Source organism: Cupriavidus sp. GW821-FHT02F09 (assembly GCF_059421605.1).
Genome location: NZ_JBWKVH010000018.1, coordinates 13,066 through 29,652, shown reverse-complemented (window position 1 = coordinate 29,652; position 16,587 = coordinate 13,066). Strand labels below are relative to the sequence as shown.

General features: G+C 65.3%; 18 protein-coding genes. 9 read left to right on the top strand and 9 right to left on the bottom strand.

Annotation, left to right across the window (positions count from 1 at the left end; translation table 11 throughout):
- Positions 1-16: 16 nt before the first annotated feature.
- From AC07XB_RS20530 to dsdA, 3 genes are all read right to left on the bottom strand, one after another.
- Complete coding sequence (locus AC07XB_RS20530) at positions 17-1,195, bottom strand: DSD1 family PLP-dependent enzyme (RefSeq protein WP_492831478.1); 1,179 nt, start codon at positions 1,193-1,195, stop codon at positions 17-19.
- Positions 1,196-1,330: 135 nt separating this feature from the next.
- Positions 1,331-2,311 (bottom strand): Bug family tripartite tricarboxylate transporter substrate binding protein, encoded by a 981-nt coding sequence (locus tag AC07XB_RS20525; protein WP_150985594.1) that lies wholly within the window; start codon positions 2,309-2,311, stop codon positions 1,331-1,333.
- Between the two features lie 52 nt (positions 2,312-2,363).
- On the bottom strand, positions 2,364-3,737 hold the full coding sequence (dsdA, locus tag AC07XB_RS20520) for a D-serine ammonia-lyase (RefSeq protein ID WP_492807232.1): 1,374 nt from the start codon (positions 3,735-3,737) through the stop codon (positions 2,364-2,366).
- 156 nt (positions 3,738-3,893) lie between these two features.
- Here dsdA and AC07XB_RS20515 point away from each other — a divergent pair, with 156 nt between their 5' ends.
- Together AC07XB_RS20515 and AC07XB_RS20510 are read left to right on the top strand one after the other, a co-directional pair.
- On the top strand, positions 3,894-4,877 hold the full coding sequence (locus tag AC07XB_RS20515) for a LysR substrate-binding domain-containing protein (RefSeq protein WP_492831479.1): 984 nt from the start codon (positions 3,894-3,896) through the stop codon (positions 4,875-4,877).
- A 90-nt stretch (positions 4,878-4,967) separates the two neighbouring features.
- Positions 4,968-5,723 (top strand): sulfite exporter TauE/SafE family protein, encoded by a 756-nt coding sequence (locus tag AC07XB_RS20510; RefSeq protein ID WP_492371982.1) that lies wholly within the window; start codon positions 4,968-4,970, stop codon positions 5,721-5,723.
- Positions 5,724-5,766: 43 nt separating this feature from the next.
- On the opposite strand, the gene AC07XB_RS20505 is transcribed toward AC07XB_RS20510, so the two are convergent.
- Positions 5,767-6,678, bottom strand: a complete 912-nt coding sequence (locus AC07XB_RS20505; RefSeq protein WP_492371981.1) for a YihY/virulence factor BrkB family protein — start codon at positions 6,676-6,678, stop codon at positions 5,767-5,769.
- 343 nt (positions 6,679-7,021) lie between these two features.
- Here AC07XB_RS20505 and AC07XB_RS20500 point away from each other — a divergent pair, with 343 nt between their 5' ends.
- Positions 7,022-8,269, top strand: coding sequence for an AI-2E family transporter (locus tag AC07XB_RS20500; protein ID WP_492807236.1), 1,248 nt, complete (start codon positions 7,022-7,024; stop codon positions 8,267-8,269).
- Positions 8,270-8,276: 7 nt separating this feature from the next.
- Here AC07XB_RS20500 and AC07XB_RS20495 read toward each other — a convergent pair whose 3' ends face one another.
- Entirely contained in the window at positions 8,277-8,642 is a 366-nt protein-coding gene (locus tag AC07XB_RS20495; RefSeq protein WP_492807237.1) for a hypothetical protein, read from the bottom strand.
- A gap of 249 nt (positions 8,643-8,891) precedes the next feature.
- On the opposite strand from AC07XB_RS20495, the gene AC07XB_RS20490 reads away from it, so the two are divergent.
- Positions 8,892-9,695: a MetQ/NlpA family ABC transporter substrate-binding protein gene (locus AC07XB_RS20490; protein WP_492371978.1), complete on the top strand. Its 804-nt coding sequence runs from the start codon at positions 8,892-8,894 to the stop codon at positions 9,693-9,695.
- A 29-nt stretch (positions 9,696-9,724) separates the two neighbouring features.
- Here AC07XB_RS20490 and AC07XB_RS20485 read toward each other — a convergent pair whose 3' ends face one another.
- Positions 9,725-10,318 carry a 2-hydroxychromene-2-carboxylate isomerase gene (locus tag AC07XB_RS20485; RefSeq protein ID WP_492807239.1) on the bottom strand — a complete coding sequence of 198 codons (594 nt, stop codon included), beginning with the start codon at positions 10,316-10,318 and terminating at the stop codon, positions 9,725-9,727.
- Positions 10,319-10,400: 82 nt separating this feature from the next.
- Positions 10,401-11,129, bottom strand: a complete 729-nt coding sequence (locus AC07XB_RS20480; protein WP_150985585.1) for an SDR family oxidoreductase — start codon at positions 11,127-11,129, stop codon at positions 10,401-10,403.
- A gap of 191 nt (positions 11,130-11,320) precedes the next feature.
- Here AC07XB_RS20480 and AC07XB_RS20475 point away from each other — a divergent pair, with 191 nt between their 5' ends.
- Both AC07XB_RS20475 and AC07XB_RS20470 read left to right on the top strand, forming a co-directional pair.
- Positions 11,321-11,899: a TetR/AcrR family transcriptional regulator gene (locus AC07XB_RS20475; protein WP_492371976.1), complete on the top strand. Its 579-nt coding sequence runs from the start codon at positions 11,321-11,323 to the stop codon at positions 11,897-11,899.
- Between the two features lie 55 nt (positions 11,900-11,954).
- Positions 11,955-12,587, top strand: a complete 633-nt coding sequence (locus AC07XB_RS20470; RefSeq protein WP_492807240.1) for an MlaC/ttg2D family ABC transporter substrate-binding protein — start codon at positions 11,955-11,957, stop codon at positions 12,585-12,587.
- A 110-nt stretch (positions 12,588-12,697) separates the two neighbouring features.
- On the opposite strand, the gene AC07XB_RS20465 is transcribed toward AC07XB_RS20470, so the two are convergent.
- Positions 12,698-13,453: a hypothetical protein gene (locus AC07XB_RS20465; RefSeq protein WP_492831480.1), complete on the bottom strand. Its 756-nt coding sequence runs from the start codon at positions 13,451-13,453 to the stop codon at positions 12,698-12,700.
- A gap of 225 nt (positions 13,454-13,678) precedes the next feature.
- On the opposite strand from AC07XB_RS20465, the gene AC07XB_RS20460 reads away from it, so the two are divergent.
- Together AC07XB_RS20460 and AC07XB_RS20455 are read left to right on the top strand one after the other, a co-directional pair.
- Positions 13,679-14,149 (top strand): SRPBCC family protein, encoded by a 471-nt coding sequence (locus AC07XB_RS20460; RefSeq protein ID WP_492371973.1) that lies wholly within the window; start codon positions 13,679-13,681, stop codon positions 14,147-14,149.
- 200 nt (positions 14,150-14,349) lie between these two features.
- A complete protein-coding gene (locus AC07XB_RS20455) occupies positions 14,350-14,700 on the top strand; it encodes a VOC family protein (RefSeq protein WP_492831481.1) in 351 nt (116 codons plus the stop codon).
- Between the two features lie 55 nt (positions 14,701-14,755).
- On the opposite strand, the gene AC07XB_RS20450 is transcribed toward AC07XB_RS20455, so the two are convergent.
- Positions 14,756-15,403: a LysE family translocator gene (locus tag AC07XB_RS20450; RefSeq protein ID WP_492831486.1), complete on the bottom strand. Its 648-nt coding sequence runs from the start codon at positions 15,401-15,403 to the stop codon at positions 14,756-14,758.
- Positions 15,404-15,503: 100 nt separating this feature from the next.
- On the opposite strand from AC07XB_RS20450, the gene AC07XB_RS20445 reads away from it, so the two are divergent.
- A complete protein-coding gene (locus AC07XB_RS20445; RefSeq protein ID WP_492831482.1) occupies positions 15,504-16,352 on the top strand; it encodes a LysR substrate-binding domain-containing protein in 849 nt (282 codons plus the stop codon).
- The last annotated feature ends 235 nt before the right edge of the window (positions 16,353-16,587 follow it).

The window sequence follows — 16,587 nt, the reverse complement described above, 5'->3', positions numbered from 1 at the left end:
TGGCATCCGGATCGCGCTAGCGGCTCAGCCCGCGCGCCGACACCGGCCACAAGCAGGCCACGGCCTGCCCGCGCACGCCAACGATCTCGTCGTACAGGTTGAGGGTGGGGTCGCAATGGCCAGGCACCAGCAGCACCTGGTTGCCGAGGCCCGGCAGGCCCGCTGCGCTGGTGCCGGGCACGGGCTCGACGATGCCGTGCTCGTCGTTGGCCGCCACATAGGCCAGCGCGTGGTCCTGGGCATTGGCGCCCCACACCAATGGCAGGCCCGAATCCACCGCCATCGATTTCAGGCCCGCGTCCAGCACAACGCGCGGCGAGGGCCGCGTTGCCGCCGCCACGCTCATCACGGTGGTGGCGATAAACAGGCTGTGCTCGAAACGCAGCGCGCCGCCGTAGTCGTTGCGGCCGTAGTCGGCGTCCATGAAGATGTAGGAGCCGGGCTGGATTTCGGTATAGACGCCGCTCTTCAGGTCGAACTCCACGCTGCCGCTGCCGCCGCCCGTCACCGTGGCGCAAGCCACGCCGGCCTCGGCCAGTTCGGCGACGATGTTGGCGGTACGCGCCGCGGCATCGGCTGCAGCTTGCCGGCGCGCAGCATAATCGCGCACATGCTGGATGCCGCCGTGATACGCCTGCAAGCCGCGGAACGCTAGTTGCGGGTGCGCGCCGATGGCTTGGACGAGGCGCAGCGCGGCAGGCGCGTCGGCCACGCCGCAGCGTCCCTGGCCCACGTCGATCTCGACGAACACCCCGATGCTGCTGCCGGCCTGCGCGGCGGCTTGCGCCAGCGCGGCGACCTGGCGCGCGTCATCCACGCAAACGCTCATCCGTGCATGCCGCGCCAGGCGGGCCAGCAGCGCGGCCTTGGCCGCCCCGGCAATCTCGTTGCTGATATGGATGTCCCTGACCCCGGCCTGCACGAAGGGCAGCGCCTCGCTGACCTTTTGGCAGCAGATGCCGACCGCGCCGCGCGCGATCTGCGCCAGCGCTATCTCCGGGCATTTGTGCGCCTTGGCATGCGGGCGCAGTTGCACGCCTGCGCGGTCGGCGGCTTGCTGCATCTGCGCCAGGTTGCGCTCAAAGGCATCGAGGTCGAGCATCAGCGCCGGCGTGTCGATGGCCACCGCGGGCTGGCCGACGACGGCGCAGGCGCCAAGCTGCAGGGTGGCGGAAGTGGAGTCGGGGAGCGTCATATGTCGGGCTGTCTTGGGCTGTCTCGGATCGTTCTGGAGGGCGTGGCGCCGCCTCGGGGGCGGCGGTGCTTGCGATGATGTGGGCTGGAGGCGGGCGCTGTCAAACCGAGCCCGCCACGGGCCATTTGGGTGCGCTTAGTCCGCCGTGATGTTGGCACGCTGCGCAATGGCGCGCATGCGCGGTAGTTCCTTGGTGATCAGCGCGGTCACCTCCGCGCCCGTGCCGTAGGACGGCTCGAAGCCATTGTCCAGCAGCTTCTTGCGCGTGTCCGGGTCGGCCATGGTCTCGGCCAGCGCCTTTTCCAGCTTCGCCTTCACCTCGGGCGCCAGGCCGCGGGGCGCTACCACGGCCAGCCAGGTATCCATATCGGTACCCGGGTATCCGCTTTCCGCCACGGTGGGCACGTCGGGCAGCAAGGATGAGCGCTTGGCGGTGGTGACCGCGATGGCCTTGACCTTGCCGGCGCGGATCTGCGGCACGGCGGCCGAGACGGTATCCACCGAGAATGGGATCTGGCCGCCGATCAGGTCGGTCATGGCCGGCGAGCTGCCACGGTAGGGCACGTGCAGCATCTTGATGCCAAGATCGTTCAGCAGCATCTCGCCGGCGAACTGCGCGGTGGTACCCGTGCCGAACGAGCCGTAGGAGAATTTTCCGGGGGTCGCCTTCACCGCCGCCGCGAGCTGCTTGAGGTTGTTGACCGGCACATCGCGGTTGGCCAGCAGGATCAGGCCGGTGCGCCCGGTCAGCCCGATCGGCTCGAAGCTCTTGAGCGGGTCATAAGGCAGCTTGGGATGGATGGCCGGATTGACCGTGAATGTGGTGCCCGAGCTGACCAGCAGCGTGTAGCCATCCGGCGCGGCCTTGGCCACCAGGCCGGCGCCCACGATGGTGCCGGCGCCGGGCCGGTTGTCGATCACCACGGTCTGGCCCAGGTGGTCGCCGAGCTTCTTGGCCAGCAGCCGGCCGATCACATCGGTCGCGCCGCCGGGTGGGAAGGGGATCACCATCTGGATCGGGTGCGTGGGGTAGGCCTGGGCCAGCGCGCTGCCGGCGGGCACCGCCAGGCAACAGGCGGCCAGGCATGCAAGCTTGAAGGTATGGACGGGTTTCATGCTGACTCTCCTGCGTGCGACGATGGGGGGATGGATGCTGGCGGTGAGCGGCTCAGGCCGCGAGCGCGGCCGCCTGGTCCAGAAAACCTTGGTACTCCGCTGGCGGCACGAACAGCCCGCCGGTGGTCCACACCAGATGCGTGGCTTGCGGCATCGCGGCTTCGAGCTGGTGCCGGGCCAGGTAGTCGCGCCCCGCCGGGCTCTCGCATAGCATGCGCGGCCCGCTGAAGCCGGCCGCGGCCGAGGGTTCGATGCGCAGCCCTTGCGTGCGCCATGCCATGGCCAGGTGCTCGAACAGGGTATCGTCCGCCACCGTGTACACGCCGGACAGCAGCGGGCGCATGACGGCAGCGGCCAGCTCCGAAGCGCGCGGCACGGCTAGCCCGTCGGCCTGCGTGCGGTTGCTCAGGCCAAAATCGTAGACGGACGGATTGCCTGCGCCAGCCATCATCTGCACCAGGAAGCAGGGCGACTGAGTCGGCTCGGCAAACACGCAGTGCACGTGCGGCCCAAACAGTTGCCGCATGCCGAAGGTGATGCCGGCCGGCGCGCCGCCCACGCCGCAAGGCAGGTAGACGAAGAGCGGGTGCGCGGCATCGACGCGGATCGCGTGCGCGGCGAGTTGCTGGCGCAGGTGCAGCGCCGCGGCGCTGTAGCCGAGCAGCAGCGACAGCGAGCGCTCGTCGTCCACGAAGTAGGTGAACTCGTCCTGCTGCGCCTGGCGGCGGCCGGCGGCGACGGCGTCCTCGTAGTCGCCAGCATGCTCCACGACTTCCACGCCACGGTTGCGCAGCCGCGCCTTCTTCCATGCCTTTGCATCCGAAGACATATGCACGGCCGCGCGAAAACCCAGCGCCGAGGCCATCACGCCAATGCTCAGGCCAAGGTTGCCGGTGGAACCCACCGCCACCTGGTAGCGCCCGAACAAGGCGCGCGCCGCAGGCTCCCCCAGTGCCAGGTAATGCTCCGGCCCGTTGTGGCCAGGGCCAAGCAGGCCATGGCGCAGCGCCAGGTTCTCGGCAAATTCCAGCACCTCGTGGATGCCGCCGCGTGCCTTGATGGAGCCTGCCACCGGCAGGCTGTGGTCTGCCTTGACCCACAGCTGGCCCTGGCTGTGTGGCAGCCCAAGGGCCGCCTGCATCGACGCCGCGGCCACCAGGGGCGACTCGATGACGCCATGGGTCTCGGCCAGCTCGGGAAACAGCGCCGATAGCAGCGGGGCAAAGCGGGCAAAGCGCGCCTGTGCAGCCTCGACATCAGCTAGACTAATGCTATGCTCGCCGGCGGCCTGGACGGGCGGCGGCGTCCCGGCGCGCGCCGGATTGCACCAGAACAACGGCGTGGCGGCGGCCAGGCTGGCGCGCAGCGCTGCGGCATTGTGCGGGCCGGTTGCGGTTGATGGGTTCGTGGCTAAAGGCTGGTTCATCAGAAAGGGATAGGCTGCTGCGGGTTCCTGGGTGACTTCATTGTTGGCCTGCGCGGATTCGCTGGCAATCCATTTATACTTAGTGAGGCATTAGTTTTACTAATTGTTGGCTGAGAGCAGACATGCGTATCGGCGGCCACTGATGAGCCCCTTGTCATGAGCACCTTGTTATCGTCTTCCTTGCTGAGCTGGCTGCGCTGCTTCGAGGCGTCGGCGCGCCATTGCAACTTCACCCACGCGGCCACGGAACTGTGCGTGACGCAGGGCGCGGTCAGCCAGCAGGTGAAGCAGCTGGAGCAGTGGCTGGACCGGCCCTTGTTCCTGCGCACGCCGCGCGCGCTGGTGCTGACGCCCGAGGGCGAGCGGTTGCGCTTTGTGCTGCGCGAGTCCTTCCAGGCCATCGAAGGCACGCTCACCCAGCTACGCAAGCCGCGCGAGGCCGGCCCCATTGCGCTGAGTTGCGCACCGTCGTTTGCCATGCGCTGGCTGACCCCGCGGCTGGGCGATTTTTTCCGTGATCACCCCGAGGTGGGCCTGCGCGTCTATGGCGAGTTCCACGCGCTGGACCGCACTCGGATGGTACGCGATGGCATTGACGCCGCCGTGCGCTTCGACCTGGGTGGCTACGACGACCTCAAGGCCCGGCTGTTTCTCGACGAATGGCTGCTGCCGGTGGCAAGCCCCGCCTTCCTGGCCGCGCATCCCGAGTTGCGCAGGCCACAGGACCTGAGGGGGGCCTGGCTGCTGCACGACGTGAGCCCGTGGGACGGCGCGCAAGCCTTCGAGGAATGGCGCCACTGGCTGCAGGTGGCGGGGGTGGCGGCAGAGGTGGGCGAACTTGACGCGGGCCAGCGCTTCAACCTGTCGCAGCTTGCCGTGGGGGCGGCGCTGGCCGGGCAGGGCGTCGCGATGGGGCGCTCGGCGCTGGTGCTGGAAGATATCGAGGCCGGCCGCCTGGTCGACCTGTTCGGCATCCATGCGCGCTCGCAGGCGTCTTACTTCTTCGTCTGCGCGCATGGGCAGACGCCGCCTATCGCCATGGTGGAGGATTGGCTGGCTGCCGAGGGCGCGCGCTTCGAAGCGGCGCGGGCCAAGGTGCTCGACGTGCAGGCACGCGGCGCGAAGGCCACCGGAAGGTGACAAAGCGCTCAATCCCCGGCATAGTTTGCGGCTTTCGTGCCGCATAGGGCGGCTTTCTGGCTTTCCGGCTTTCGGGCGTTCGAGCTACCGATGGAATTTCCTGTCCTGATCCTGGCGCTGGGCGCCATCGTGGCCGGCTTCGTGCAAGGCTTGTCCGGGTTTGCCTTCGGCATGGTGGCCATGTCCTTCTGGGTCTGGACCGTGGAGCCGCGCCTGGCCGCGGCGATGGCGGTGTTCGGCTCGCTGACCGGCCAGGTGGTGGCGGCGGTGACGGTGCGGCGCAGCTTTTCACCTCGGCAGTTGCTGCCCTTCGTGGCCGGCGGCATCCTGGGCATTCCCATTGGCGTGGCGATCTTGCCGGCGCTCAATCCCAGTGTGTTCAAGGCTTGCCTGGGCGGGCTGCTGGTCATCTGGTGTCCGCTGATGCTGATGTCCAGGCAACTACCCCACATCCGGGCCGGCGGGCGGGTGGCTGACGGCGTGATCGGCGCGGCCGGGGGCATCATGGGCGGCATCGGCGGCTTTACTGGCGTCATCCCGACGCTGTGGTGCACCCTGCGCGGGCTGGCCAAGGACGAGCAGCGCGCCATCATCCAGAACTTCAACCTGGCCACGCTGGCGGTGACCATGGCGACCTATGTCGGCACCGGCATCGTCACGCGCGACATGCTGCCCATGTTCCTGGTGGTGGGCCCGGCCATGCTGGTGCCCAGCATCCTTGGCGCGCGGCTGTACATCGGCATCAGCGAGATCGCATTTCGCAGGATCGTGCTGAGCCTGCTGACCGCATCCGGCGTGGCGCTGCTTTCTGCCTCGCTGCCGAAGCTGCTGGGGACGTTGCACTGATTGGCCATTGAGCCCTGGGCCCTGGGCTCGTGTGCGCAGCGGCTCAGGTGTGAAAGGTCTCGGTTTCGGTTTCCGCCTCCGCCTGCCCTTGCGCATCGAGGCCGCCGCGCTCGAACTCCGCGATCACCTGCGCTCCGAGCAGCAGCAAGGTGGCGGCAATCTCCAGGCTCAGCAGCACGACAATCGCGGTGGTGAGCGAGCCATACACCACGCTCACCTGCGACAGCGTGGCGAAGTACCAGACCAGCACGTGGCGCGAGACCTCCCACAGCAGCGCGGCGCTCACCGCGCCGATCAGCGCATGGCGCACAGACAAGCGGCCCACCGGCATCACCAGGTAGAGGGAGGCCAGTAGCAGGATCTCCCCCGCCAGCCCGAGCAGGTAGAGCAGGGTGCCGGAGACCCGGTCGAGTGACAGGTCGTGGCCCAGCACTTCCACATGCCGCGCGCCTAAGGCCTGCAGGCTGCCCGAGACCACCGTCACCAGCAGCAGGCCGACGCTGAGCACGACGATGTAGCAGTACGGCAGCACCGCCGATACCAGGAAGTGGCGGCGGCGGATCGCCACCCGGTGCACAAAGATCACCGACATGGCGTTCTCCAGCACCGTGAACGCCAGCGAGCTGAAAAAGATCATGCTCGCCAGCAGCACCCAGCCGATCACCCCGCGGTTCGCCAGGAAGCTGGCCAGCTCGCCCACCAGCGCGCGGGATTGTCCCGGCAGCAACCATTCCAGGTAGCGCGACAAGGTGGCCAGCAGCGATGCCGGGTCGATCACATGGGACAGCGCGATCACCATCAGGATCAGCAAGGGCACGATCGACAGCAGGGCGTAGTACGCCACCGCGCCCGCGAGCAGCAAGCCCTGGTTGGCCCGGAATTGCCGGAGCGTGCGCAGTACGAAGCGCCACGGGTGTTTCAGCACCAGTCGGGCGCGCGCGTCGAGTATCTGCATGGCAGAGGATGTGTCAGTTCGTCATGGCAGGGGCAGCAGGAAAAAGCGCAGGCCACGGCGCGTTGCGGGTTGGGTTGTCTGGTTGGGAGGTCTGTATGACTGGCAGGGAGGTCACTTTCGCGGCGCATCCGTGTTCTCTCAATGTGGTGCATCGCGCGCCGCACGGCAAGCCGTGGTTGTCCTACACAGGCTTGCGGCATTCTCCGACAGAAACGCCGGCAGGCAAGGCTATGCTTGGATGAAGCATGGCGCGCGCTGCGCGCACAGGCCAATTGCTTCGCCGGCATTCACGCGACACTTCACGCGACACGTACGCGACCATCACGACAGGAACCGCAATCCAATGGCTGATCTGAACGCCGGCCCCGCTGTGGCTAGCCAGTCGTCTGTCTCCGCGGATGCCAGTGACGGCGCCGGCGAAGGCCAGCGGGCTCCTGCAGCCAGCCAGCCGCCGGCGCCGCCTGAAGCCGCGGCTGCGGGCGCATCGGCGGCCCAGCCTGCGGTGGCCGCAAACCTTCCCGTACCGGCCAGGCGCGGCGAAATGCCACTGACCATCCTCGCGGTGCTCGCGTCGCTCTACACGCTGCACCTGGCTAGCGCTTTCGTGATCCCCGTGGTGCTGGCGGTGGTCGTCGCCTACATGCTCGATCCGCTGGTCACCGTGCTGTGCGGCCGGCGCATTCCGCGCGTGCTCGGCGCCTCGCTGGTGCTGCTGGCGCTGCTGGCCAGCGTGGTCTGCTGCGCATACCTGTTGCAGGATCAGGTTGCTAGCCTGATCGACCGTTTGCCGGAAGTTGCCACCAAGCTGTCGCGCTCCGTGGGCGCCTTGCTCAGCGGAGACGACTCGATGGTGCAAAAGATCCGGCGGGCGGCCACGGTGCTGGGCGGCACCGGGCAAGGGCCGCCCGTGCGTGGCTCCCCGATCGTGGTGGAGCGCGCCGGGGATTCGCTCAACAATATCCTGCTGGCAGGTTCGGTCGGCGTCTTTGCCGTCGCCGGGCAGGCCGCGGTGGTGTTGTTCCTCGCCTTCTTCATGCTGGTGTCCGGCGACATGTTCAAACGCAAGTTCATCAAGATGGCGGGTACCACGCTTTCGCAGAAGAAGATCAGCGTGCACATGCTCGACGAGATCAACCGGCAGATCCAGCGCTATATGGTGATGCTGCTGGTCACCAACGCCATGGTGGGCGTGCTGACCTGGTTCCTGCTGAAATGGCTGCAAGTAGAGAACGCCGGCACGTGGGCGCTGGCCGCCGCGGCGTTGCACCTGGTGCCTTACTTCGGTGCGGTGCTCATCGCGGTTTGCATTGGGCTTGCCGCCTTCATGCAGTCGGGCGACTTCGCGCTGGCGGCCATGGCGGCAGGCGGCTCGCTGCTGGTCGCCACGCTGATCGGCGCGCTGGTGACCACCTGGATGACGGGGCGCATGGCCAAGATGAACGCCGTCGCGGTGTTCGTCGTGCTGCTGCTCTTCACCTGGCTATGGGGCACCTGGGGCGTGCTGCTGGCGATTCCCATCGCCGTGATCGCCAAGGTGGTGGCTGACCATGTGGAGGGGCTGGAAGTGGTGGCGGAGTTTCTGGGCGAGTGAGGTTGGCTCAACCCGCAGCCAAAAAACTCGCCACCAGCACCGCCACATCGGGCGGGACCGCATCCGCCGCGCACGCCCGCAGATGCAGCGTCTGTCCCGTCGGCAGCGTCATTGCCGCATCCCGCTCGCCAAAACGCAGCGTGCCTTCGGCAAACACGCGCTCCTGGCAATCTCCCTGGCTCATCGACACAAACTGCAACGGCAGCGCTTGCTGCGGGCCATTGCCCGCGGCTATCCACAGCCACTGGTATTTGCGCGAACGCGGCGCATCGGCGGGCAAGCCGAGGCGCTTGATTTCCAGTACTGTGCCCGCGGCTGCGGTGAAGGCATGGAGAATCTCGCAGGCGGGCGATGCTGGAAGGGTTTGCGTCATGGCGGGCTGGATATCTGCAGGAAACTGGAGCGCGATTCTACCCGCAGCCGAGCGCGCCCGCGCCGCGCACGCCACGCATATCGATAGGCGAACACCTTCATTCCCTGCCCATGGCCGCGGCGCTAACATCGCTGCCAAGCGAGCCGGCATCACAAGTGCCGGTCGCGCCTTGATTACAGCGGCCAGCTTGCGCGCCGCCGCGCATCGGCGCGGCGCGCGAAGAGCCGCAGCCCTGAGTGTGGAGCCTGCATGCAACGCCGTAGTCTATTCAAATCCATCGCCCTGGCCGCCGCCATGATCGTGTTGCCCGCCGCGCACGCCGCCGACCAGGTGGTGCGCCTTGGCACCATGAGCGGTCCCGACGCGCAGATCTGGGAGGTCGTGCGCACCGTGGCCAAGCGCAGCGGCCTGGACGTGAAGATCATCGAGTTCAACGACTATGCGCAGCCGAATGCCGCGCTGGATGCCGGGGACCTGGACGCCAACAGCTTCCAGCACCAGCCCTTTCTCGACAGCCAGATCGAGGCGCGGCGCTACAAGATCGCCAATGTCGGCCTGACGTACGTGGCGCCAATGGGCTTTTACTCGAAGAAGCTCAAGTCGCTGAAGGCACTGCCGGACGGCGCCAAGGTGGGCATCCAGAACGATCCCTCCAATGGCAACCGCGCGCTGCTGCTGTTGCAGAAAGAAGGCCTGGTCACGCTGCGCGACGGCGCCGGCAAGAACGGCAAGAACGCCACGCCGCTCGATATCAAGTCCAATCCCCGCAAGCTGAAGATCGTGGAACTGGACTCGGCCATCCTGCCGCGCTCGCTCGATGACCTGGCCGTGGCTTCCATCAATACCGACTACGCGGTCAAGGCCGGCCTCAGCCCGGCCAAGGATGCGATTGCCACCGAAGACCTGCGCGGCCCCTATGCCAACCTGATCGCGGTGCGCACGCAGGACAAGGACAAGCCGTGGGTCAAGCCGCTGGTGGCGGCCTACCAGTCGCAGGAAGTGCGCGACTTCCTGGCCACGCAGTTCAAGGGAGCGATCTTGCCGGCGTTCTGACGGCGCGCGCTTTCGAGGGATAGCGCCGGCTATGCGGCCAGCGCTTCCTCGACAAACAGCAGGCGGTCATTGCCCCAGAACAATTCGTCGCCGACGAAAAAGCTCGGGACACCGAACACGCCGCGTGCTACCGCGGCCTCGGTGGCTTGCTTGAGCGCATCCTTCACCGCCGGGTCATCGATCATCGCCAGCACCTGGCGCGCGTCGAACCCGGCGGCTGTGAGCGCGGTGCCAATCTCGGCGGGGTCGTTCAGGTTACGTTGCTGCTCCCACATGGCGGCGAAGATTGTCTCCACATAGCGGTGGAACGCGGCTTCGTCCTGCAACTGGAAGCCGATCGCGGCGCGCATCAGCGCCAGCGTGTTGACCGGGAAATGCGGATTCTGCTGCAGGTTGGCACCGTACCGGCGCGACCAGCGCGCGGTGTCGGTCTTCGACCAGCGGCCCTTGGCGGGGATCTCCGCGGGGCTGTGGTTGCCGGTGGCCTTGAACACGCCGCCCAGCAGGATGGGCCGCCATACGATCTGCGCGCCGGTGCGCTGTGCCACGCGCGGCAATTCCTTGTAGGCCAGGTAGGAATACGGGCTGCCGAAGTCGAAATAGAATTCCACTTGCTTGCTCATGTCGTCGTCTCCGCTTGTTGTGGTGTTTTTTTGCTGATGGCTTTCATGGCTTCCATGGTTTTGAGGCTTTGGCCCGCAGCGCTTACCACGGCTCGATCCACGGGCGGATATCTAGCTCGTGTGTCCACGCGTCGCGCGGCTGCTGGTGCAGCATCCAGTAGGTGTCGGCGATGTGCTCCGGATTGACGATGCCGTCGTCCTGCTTGGTGGCGTAGCGGTCGGGGAAGTTCGAGCGGATGAAATCGGTGTCGATGGCGGCGTCCACAACCAGGTGCGCCACATGGATGTTCTTCGGCCCCAGCTCTCGCGCCATGCTCTGGGCTAGCGCGCGCAGGGCATGCTTGGCGCCCGCAAAGGCGCTCATGCCATCGCGCCCGCGCAGGCTGGCGGTTGCACCGGTGAAGAAAATCGAGCCGTGCCCGCGCGGCAGCATCACGCGGGCGGCCTCGCGCCCCATCAGGAAGCCGCCGAAGCAGGCCATCTCCCAGACCTTGAAGTACACGCGGGATGTGGTTTCCAGCACGGAAAACCGTACATTGGCGCCAATATTGAAGATTGCCACCTCCAGCGGCGCGATCTCGCGCTCGATGCGCTCGATCAGCGCCACCGTCTCGTCCTCCTTGCGGGCATCGCAGGCAAAGCCGTAGGCCTCGCCGCCCTCTGCACGGATCTGCTCGACCAGCGGCGTGAGCTTGTCGGCGCTGCGGCGCGTCACGCAGGCGATATAGCCCTCGCGGGCAAAGCGGCGCGCAATGGCGCCGCCAGTGGCGTCGCCGGCACCTACCACAAGGATGGCTTTCTTGTTGGACATGACTTGTCTCCAGTCTTGGAATGATCCGCCGGCCATGGCCGGGCGGGCTTTCTGCGTTCGTGCCCACGCTGGCCGCTTCCATCGGAAGTGGATCCGGCATAAGATAAACGGTCGTTTAGTAAACGAACGTTATGGTATGAATGCGGGTCGCGTCAAGCGGCATCTGCCCCAGGACAATCTCAGGAACTGCAATGCGTTATTCCGCAACTCACAAAGCTGCCACCCGCGAGCGGGTGCTGGAGGCCAGCGGCGCGCTGGTCAAGCGCGAGGGCTTTGCGTCGACCGGCGTTGACCAGCTGATGGGCGCCGCCGGTCTGACCGGCGGGGCGTTCTACAGCCATTTCGATTCCAAGCAGGCATTGCTGCGCGAAGTGATCGAGCGCGAGCTGCAGCGCAGCCGGGAGCTGTTGCTGCCCGACGGGGAGGCAGGCGATGGCGCCTGGCTGGCCAGGATGCTGGATTGCTACCTCACCATGGGCCATGTGCGGCATCCGGAGACGGGCTGCCCGTTGCCCAGCCTGGGCGCGGAGATCGCCCGCGCCGATGCGGACACGCGCCAGGCCTGCGAGGATGGCATGGTGGCCATGCAACTGGAGCTGGCGGTAAGGCTGGGGAGCGGGGAGGCGGCCTGGGGCGTCATGTCCCAGTGCGTCGGGGCGCTGATGCTGGCGCGCACGGTGGCCAACCAGGATGTGGCCAGGGAGATATTGAAGGGGGCACGGACGATGTTGGAGCGTGCTGGCGGTGCGGCGGGTGACGTGCGGGTGTAGCGCAACGCGCTTTGTTTTAACATGCGGGCTGCACATTCAGACAGGACTCCCACCGATGAGGAACGTATTCCTGATTCCCGTTGTTTCGGCCTTGCTTGCCTTTGGCAGTGCGGCCTGCGCCCAGGTCGATGACCAGTCGAAGCCGCAGGCGCTGATCCAGACCGTGACGCAGCAGTTGCTGCGTGAGGTGCGCACCCGCGCGGTCGCGCCGGGCGATATCCAGCGCATCACGACGATCGTGAACAAGGACATCCTTCCGTACACCGATCTGAACCGCACCACGCAGCTCGCCATGGGCCGTTACTGGCGCACCGCGACGCCGGCGCAGCAGCAACAAGTGGTGGAGCAGTTCAAGCTGCTGCTGATCCACACCTATGCCGGCGCTATCGCGCAACTCCGCCCGGACCAGCAGATCGAGTATCCACCGTCGCGCATCGAGCCGGCCGAGACGGACGTGGTGGTGCGCACGGTCGCCACCAATATGAAAAGCGGCCAGCCTGTGCAGATCGACTACCGTCTGCACAAGACGCCGGAAGGCTGGCGCGTGTATGACCTGAACGTGCTGGGCGCCTGGCTGGTGCAGACCTACCGGCAGCAATTCAACGACAGGATTCAGCAAAGCGGGGTGGATGGGCTGATCCAGTCACTGACCGAGCGCAATGAGCGGCTTGTGTCTGGCAGGCAGTAGGGGAGTCCAAGGGGCCATGCGGGCTGTATGCCTTGGATCCGGAGCGACTGTCCGGTTGATGGCAGCACCCGTGCGCCCAGTCAGGGCAAACCGCTGCATGACCCTGACGATTAGGCGGCCCGGCACCACCGGCCAGAATCCGGGCACACAGCGGCCCTTGCACCGTTCAGCCAGACTTGCTCTTCATTCAGTGGCAACGAGGTCGAAGGGGCGGTGTCGAAGGCAACCTGAAGTGCGTGCGCAACATGGGTATCTTCGATGGGAAGCTCCCAGGTCAGGAATAGCTGGATGCAATCCTGGTCGGGCGGAAAGTCGGCCGCGTTAAAACTGCCGCTGTGGCGTTGAATCACGCCATGGGGCTGGCAAGTATCGAATATCACCGCCGTACCCCGGGACAGGGGAATTCGAAGACCCAGCGAGGGAAAATGCAAGTCCTGGTCCCTGTCTTCGCTCAGGAAGAGATTGCAAAAGGCCGCACCGCCATACTGCGCACCATCATGGTGGTACCTCGCGCCGCGGCAGGCCATGAGGGCGACGTCGCTGCCGGCAAGCACCCCGGGCAGTCCAAGCGCGCACGCCCAATCGGACGCCGCCTGCACGCAGTGCACGTAGTCCGGCCAGCGCGCCCGCGCTCGTGCCAAAGGCATGGCCTCGACATCCCCGGGTTCCAGGACCAGCCGGGACGATATCTCCCTGGCCCAGTCCGCAAGCAGGCGTGCAGGGGGCACAGGCACGTCGACCGTGCCGCATAACACGATGTCACTGACGCATCGACTGCGGATGCCGTCGCCGCTCCAGAAATAGGAAGTGAGGAGGTCTTGTGCTCGATGCTGTTGAGGGCGGTGGTTCATCTGTACCAGTGTCATGCGGCTGTATTGATACTGTAGCGGATCGTAGCGCGTCGGCCGCTGTTGGCTGTGGGTTCAACCGGTCAATGCCGCACACTAAGGGCTGTGAGAGCGGGGGGCTGCTGGTAAGCTCGCCGCTTGTAGTGTATTGCGATCACCCACGGGCCGTCTCAGGTAGCTCGCGGATTTCGAACCCCACTTTCGCGAGTGGGGAATCCACGCAACGATAGAAGAATCCTGATCATGGCTCAGCGTCGTATCGTGCTTACAATGCCGGCATCTGCCGCCGCAGCGTTTGAGGCCTTCCATAATCACGAGAAACGGTTGATATGGGACACATTGCTGTCGGTTGCTTATGTGGAGGGCGGCGGGACGCATCCCCACGTAGGTGCCATCACCACGAATCTCGGTCGTGGCTGGAAGAAACTTCTTGGCATGCGGACGCAATTCGTCAGCTACGATCCTCCCAGAATTGCCGCAGCGACCATCATTGCCCCTACCGGCCTGTTCGCATTCTGGGGCGCTTCGATGCGACACCGTGACCTTGGTCATGGCGCCTCGGAGCTGATTTACACATTCAACATCAAGCTACGCCCACAGCTGTTGGGGCGCATTCTGGATCCATTCGTGGCCAAGGTCTTCGAGTTGGAAACGCGTCGACGCTTTGCTGCGATGGCTGCCTACTTGCGACAACGGAAGCCGGGAGATGACTGACTGCATTGGGGTGGCGCTTCCCGCTGATCGGTTTCATCAAACTGCTATCTGTTGCATCGACCGGTTGAATCCTCACCCAGAAGCAGTTGTTCAAGAATGTCATCCTTTCCAATAGGCGCAGCCTGCTGCCGGGGGGGAGCGGTCGAAGCCGTATGGTAGTGTCCCGCTATATTTCCCTCCACACGCCTATCGAGGTCGCAATGAAAGTCAAACGCATCGTTGCAAATATCAGCACGCAAGCCGTAGGCGACGCGAAGGACTTCTACGGGAGAGTATTTGGCCTCGACCTGCTGATGGATCATGGCTGGATTGCCACGTACGGGTCGTCGGAGAGGATGGAGGTGCAGATTAGTTTCGCTTCGCAAGGCGGATCGGACACGCCAACGCCGGATTTATCAATCGAAGTGGACGACATTGTCGCCGCGCTTGAGCGTGTGAAGGCGGCAGGGATTCCCATCGAGTACGGCCCGGTCGACGAACCATGGGGCGTACGGCGCTTCTATGTTCGCGACCCATTTGGCAAGCTGATCAATGTGCTTGCTCACACCTGACGCGCAGGTCTGCTACGGGGGCAGGTGCGCTGGCAATGGCAGGCAACCGCAACAGTCAGCCAATTCCCGCCAGTCTTCGGGCGTCGAGCATCATGTTCGCGCCCAGCACAAGCAGAACCGCGCCCATGGCCCAGCGCTGGGCCAGCAGGAGTCCCGGCCGGCGGGACAGGAGGGTTGCCATGCTGCCAGAGCAGATTGCCACGGCGCCGTTGACGGTGGCGAACGCGACAATCAACGAGGACCCGAGCACGAGCGATTGCTCGAGGACGTTGCCGTTCCGATAGTTGATGAACTGCGGCAGAATTGACAGGAAGGTCATCGCCAGCTTGGGATTCAACAGGCTGGTGGTGGCGCCCATCGCGAACAGCCGTCGGGGGCGTTCGTGCGGCAGGTCGCGGACTTCGAGCGGGGAGCGGCCACCAGGCTTCACGGCCTGCCATGCCAGATAGAACAGATAGGCAGCGCCCACCGTGCCCAGGATGCTGCTGGCGTAGGGCACGCTCAGGAAAAATGCCGTGATGCCAAACGCCGCGCCAAACATATAGAAAAGGTATCCGAGCATGACGCCAGCGAGGGACACGAGCCCGGCCTTGCGTCCTTGCGCAATGGAGCGTGACATCACGTAGACCATGTTCGGGCCCGGCGTCACGGCTAGCATGCCCCCAACCGCTAAAAATCCGTAGATCGATTCCGCACTGTGCATTTTCGGGGTTCCCCAGTGGACATTGACCGCAGTATCCACTTGGTGAGTGGCCGAGTAAAACGGGTTAAACTGACGTTTTTATTCAGATTTTCTGATTAATATGAAAAAGCTTGATCTGGACGTCATTGAGATGGTGGTGGCGGTCGCCGACGCCGGCTCGTTTGCGCGGGGGGCAGAGACCGTACACCGGTCCGCGTCGGCGGTGAGCATGCAGATCAAGGCACTTGAGGAGTCGCTTGGGAAGCCGCTGTTTGTGCGGACCACGCGGCACGTGACGATTACCGCCGAGGGAAAGACGCTGCTGGACTATGGCCGTCGCATGCTCGCGATGCGGGAGGAGGCGTGGGCGTCGATCGTGCGCCCGGAGATGAAGGGGCGCGTCACCATCGGCGTGCCTGACGACTACGCCTCATCGTTGCTGCCGTCGGTCCTCAGACAGTTCGCGGTGGCGCACCCGCGAGTGGAAATCCGGGTGATCGGCATGCCTAGCAGTGCGCTCGTGCCATTGCTCAAGGACAACACGCTCGACCTGGCCTGCCTGACTAAAGCCAAGGGCATCGCCGGCGAATTCATCCGGTTCGAGCCGATGGTCTGGGTCGGGTCGGCCGTGAGAAAAGTGTGGAACGAGCGCCCGCTGCCCATCGCCGTGTTCGCCCATGGCAGCACGGCGCGCGCTAATGCCATCAGTGCGCTGCAGCGGGAGAACATCAAATACCGCATGTCCTACGAAAGCCCGAGCCTGCTGGGCCTTGTCAGCATGGTCGAAGCGGGGCTTGCGGTGGCCCCCCTGGCGAGATGCAGCGTACCCGGGCATCTTGTTCAGCTATCCCAGAGCGACGGCTTGCCACCACTGGCCGAACTCGAAATCGTCCTCGCCCGCAGCTCCCGGTCCGCGCGACCTCCCTGCGATTATCTCGCTGAGCAGATCCTGGTTGAATTGAGCACCTGAGGAAAACCTGAGCGATCACGCATGGTGAAGCGTCCATCGACGCATGGAGAGGGGTAGGTCAGTCCGTGGCGGGTGTCAACGGTGGCAGCTTCCACGTGCCATTCATCGCCGCCTCGCTTGGCCCGCAGGCTTGGCCATGGTGCTGCAGTTTTGTGTTGTAGTTCTCGATCATCGGGAATGCATAGATATAGGCATCCCTCGCAATGGCACGGGTTTCGTCCTGCAGTTCTCGCCG

Excerpts from the sequence above, each read along its gene's own strand:
- AC07XB_RS20530 (WP_492831478.1), bottom strand. The coding sequence starts at position 1,195 with ATGACGCTCCCCGACTCCACTTCCGCCACCCTGCAGCTTGGCGCCTGC.
- AC07XB_RS20525 (WP_150985594.1), bottom strand. The coding sequence starts at position 2,311 with ATGAAACCCGTCCATACCTTCAAGCTTGCATGCCTGGCCGCCTGTTGC.
- dsdA (WP_492807232.1), bottom strand. The coding sequence starts at position 3,737 with ATGAACCAGCCTTTAGCCACGAACCCATCAACCGCAACCGGCCCGCAC.
- AC07XB_RS20515 (WP_492831479.1), top strand. The coding sequence starts at position 3,894 with ATGAGCACCTTGTTATCGTCTTCCTTGCTGAGCTGGCTGCGCTGCTTC.
- AC07XB_RS20510 (WP_492371982.1), top strand. The coding sequence starts at position 4,968 with ATGGAATTTCCTGTCCTGATCCTGGCGCTGGGCGCCATCGTGGCCGGC.
- AC07XB_RS20505 (WP_492371981.1), bottom strand. The coding sequence starts at position 6,678 with ATGCAGATACTCGACGCGCGCGCCCGACTGGTGCTGAAACACCCGTGG.
- AC07XB_RS20500 (WP_492807236.1), top strand. The coding sequence starts at position 7,022 with ATGGCTGATCTGAACGCCGGCCCCGCTGTGGCTAGCCAGTCGTCTGTC.
- AC07XB_RS20495 (WP_492807237.1), bottom strand. The coding sequence starts at position 8,642 with ATGACGCAAACCCTTCCAGCATCGCCCGCCTGCGAGATTCTCCATGCC.
- AC07XB_RS20490 (WP_492371978.1), top strand. The coding sequence starts at position 8,892 with ATGCAACGCCGTAGTCTATTCAAATCCATCGCCCTGGCCGCCGCCATG.
- AC07XB_RS20485 (WP_492807239.1), bottom strand. The coding sequence starts at position 10,318 with ATGAGCAAGCAAGTGGAATTCTATTTCGACTTCGGCAGCCCGTATTCC.
- AC07XB_RS20480 (WP_150985585.1), bottom strand. The coding sequence starts at position 11,129 with ATGTCCAACAAGAAAGCCATCCTTGTGGTAGGTGCCGGCGACGCCACT.
- AC07XB_RS20475 (WP_492371976.1), top strand. The coding sequence starts at position 11,321 with ATGCGTTATTCCGCAACTCACAAAGCTGCCACCCGCGAGCGGGTGCTG.
- AC07XB_RS20470 (WP_492807240.1), top strand. The coding sequence starts at position 11,955 with ATGAGGAACGTATTCCTGATTCCCGTTGTTTCGGCCTTGCTTGCCTTT.
- AC07XB_RS20465 (WP_492831480.1), bottom strand. The coding sequence starts at position 13,453 with ATGACACTGGTACAGATGAACCACCGCCCTCAACAGCATCGAGCACAA.
- AC07XB_RS20460 (WP_492371973.1), top strand. The coding sequence starts at position 13,679 with ATGGCTCAGCGTCGTATCGTGCTTACAATGCCGGCATCTGCCGCCGCA.
- AC07XB_RS20455 (WP_492831481.1), top strand. The coding sequence starts at position 14,350 with ATGAAAGTCAAACGCATCGTTGCAAATATCAGCACGCAAGCCGTAGGC.
- AC07XB_RS20450 (WP_492831486.1), bottom strand. The coding sequence starts at position 15,403 with ATGCACAGTGCGGAATCGATCTACGGATTTTTAGCGGTTGGGGGCATG.
- AC07XB_RS20445 (WP_492831482.1), top strand. The coding sequence starts at position 15,504 with ATGAAAAAGCTTGATCTGGACGTCATTGAGATGGTGGTGGCGGTCGCC.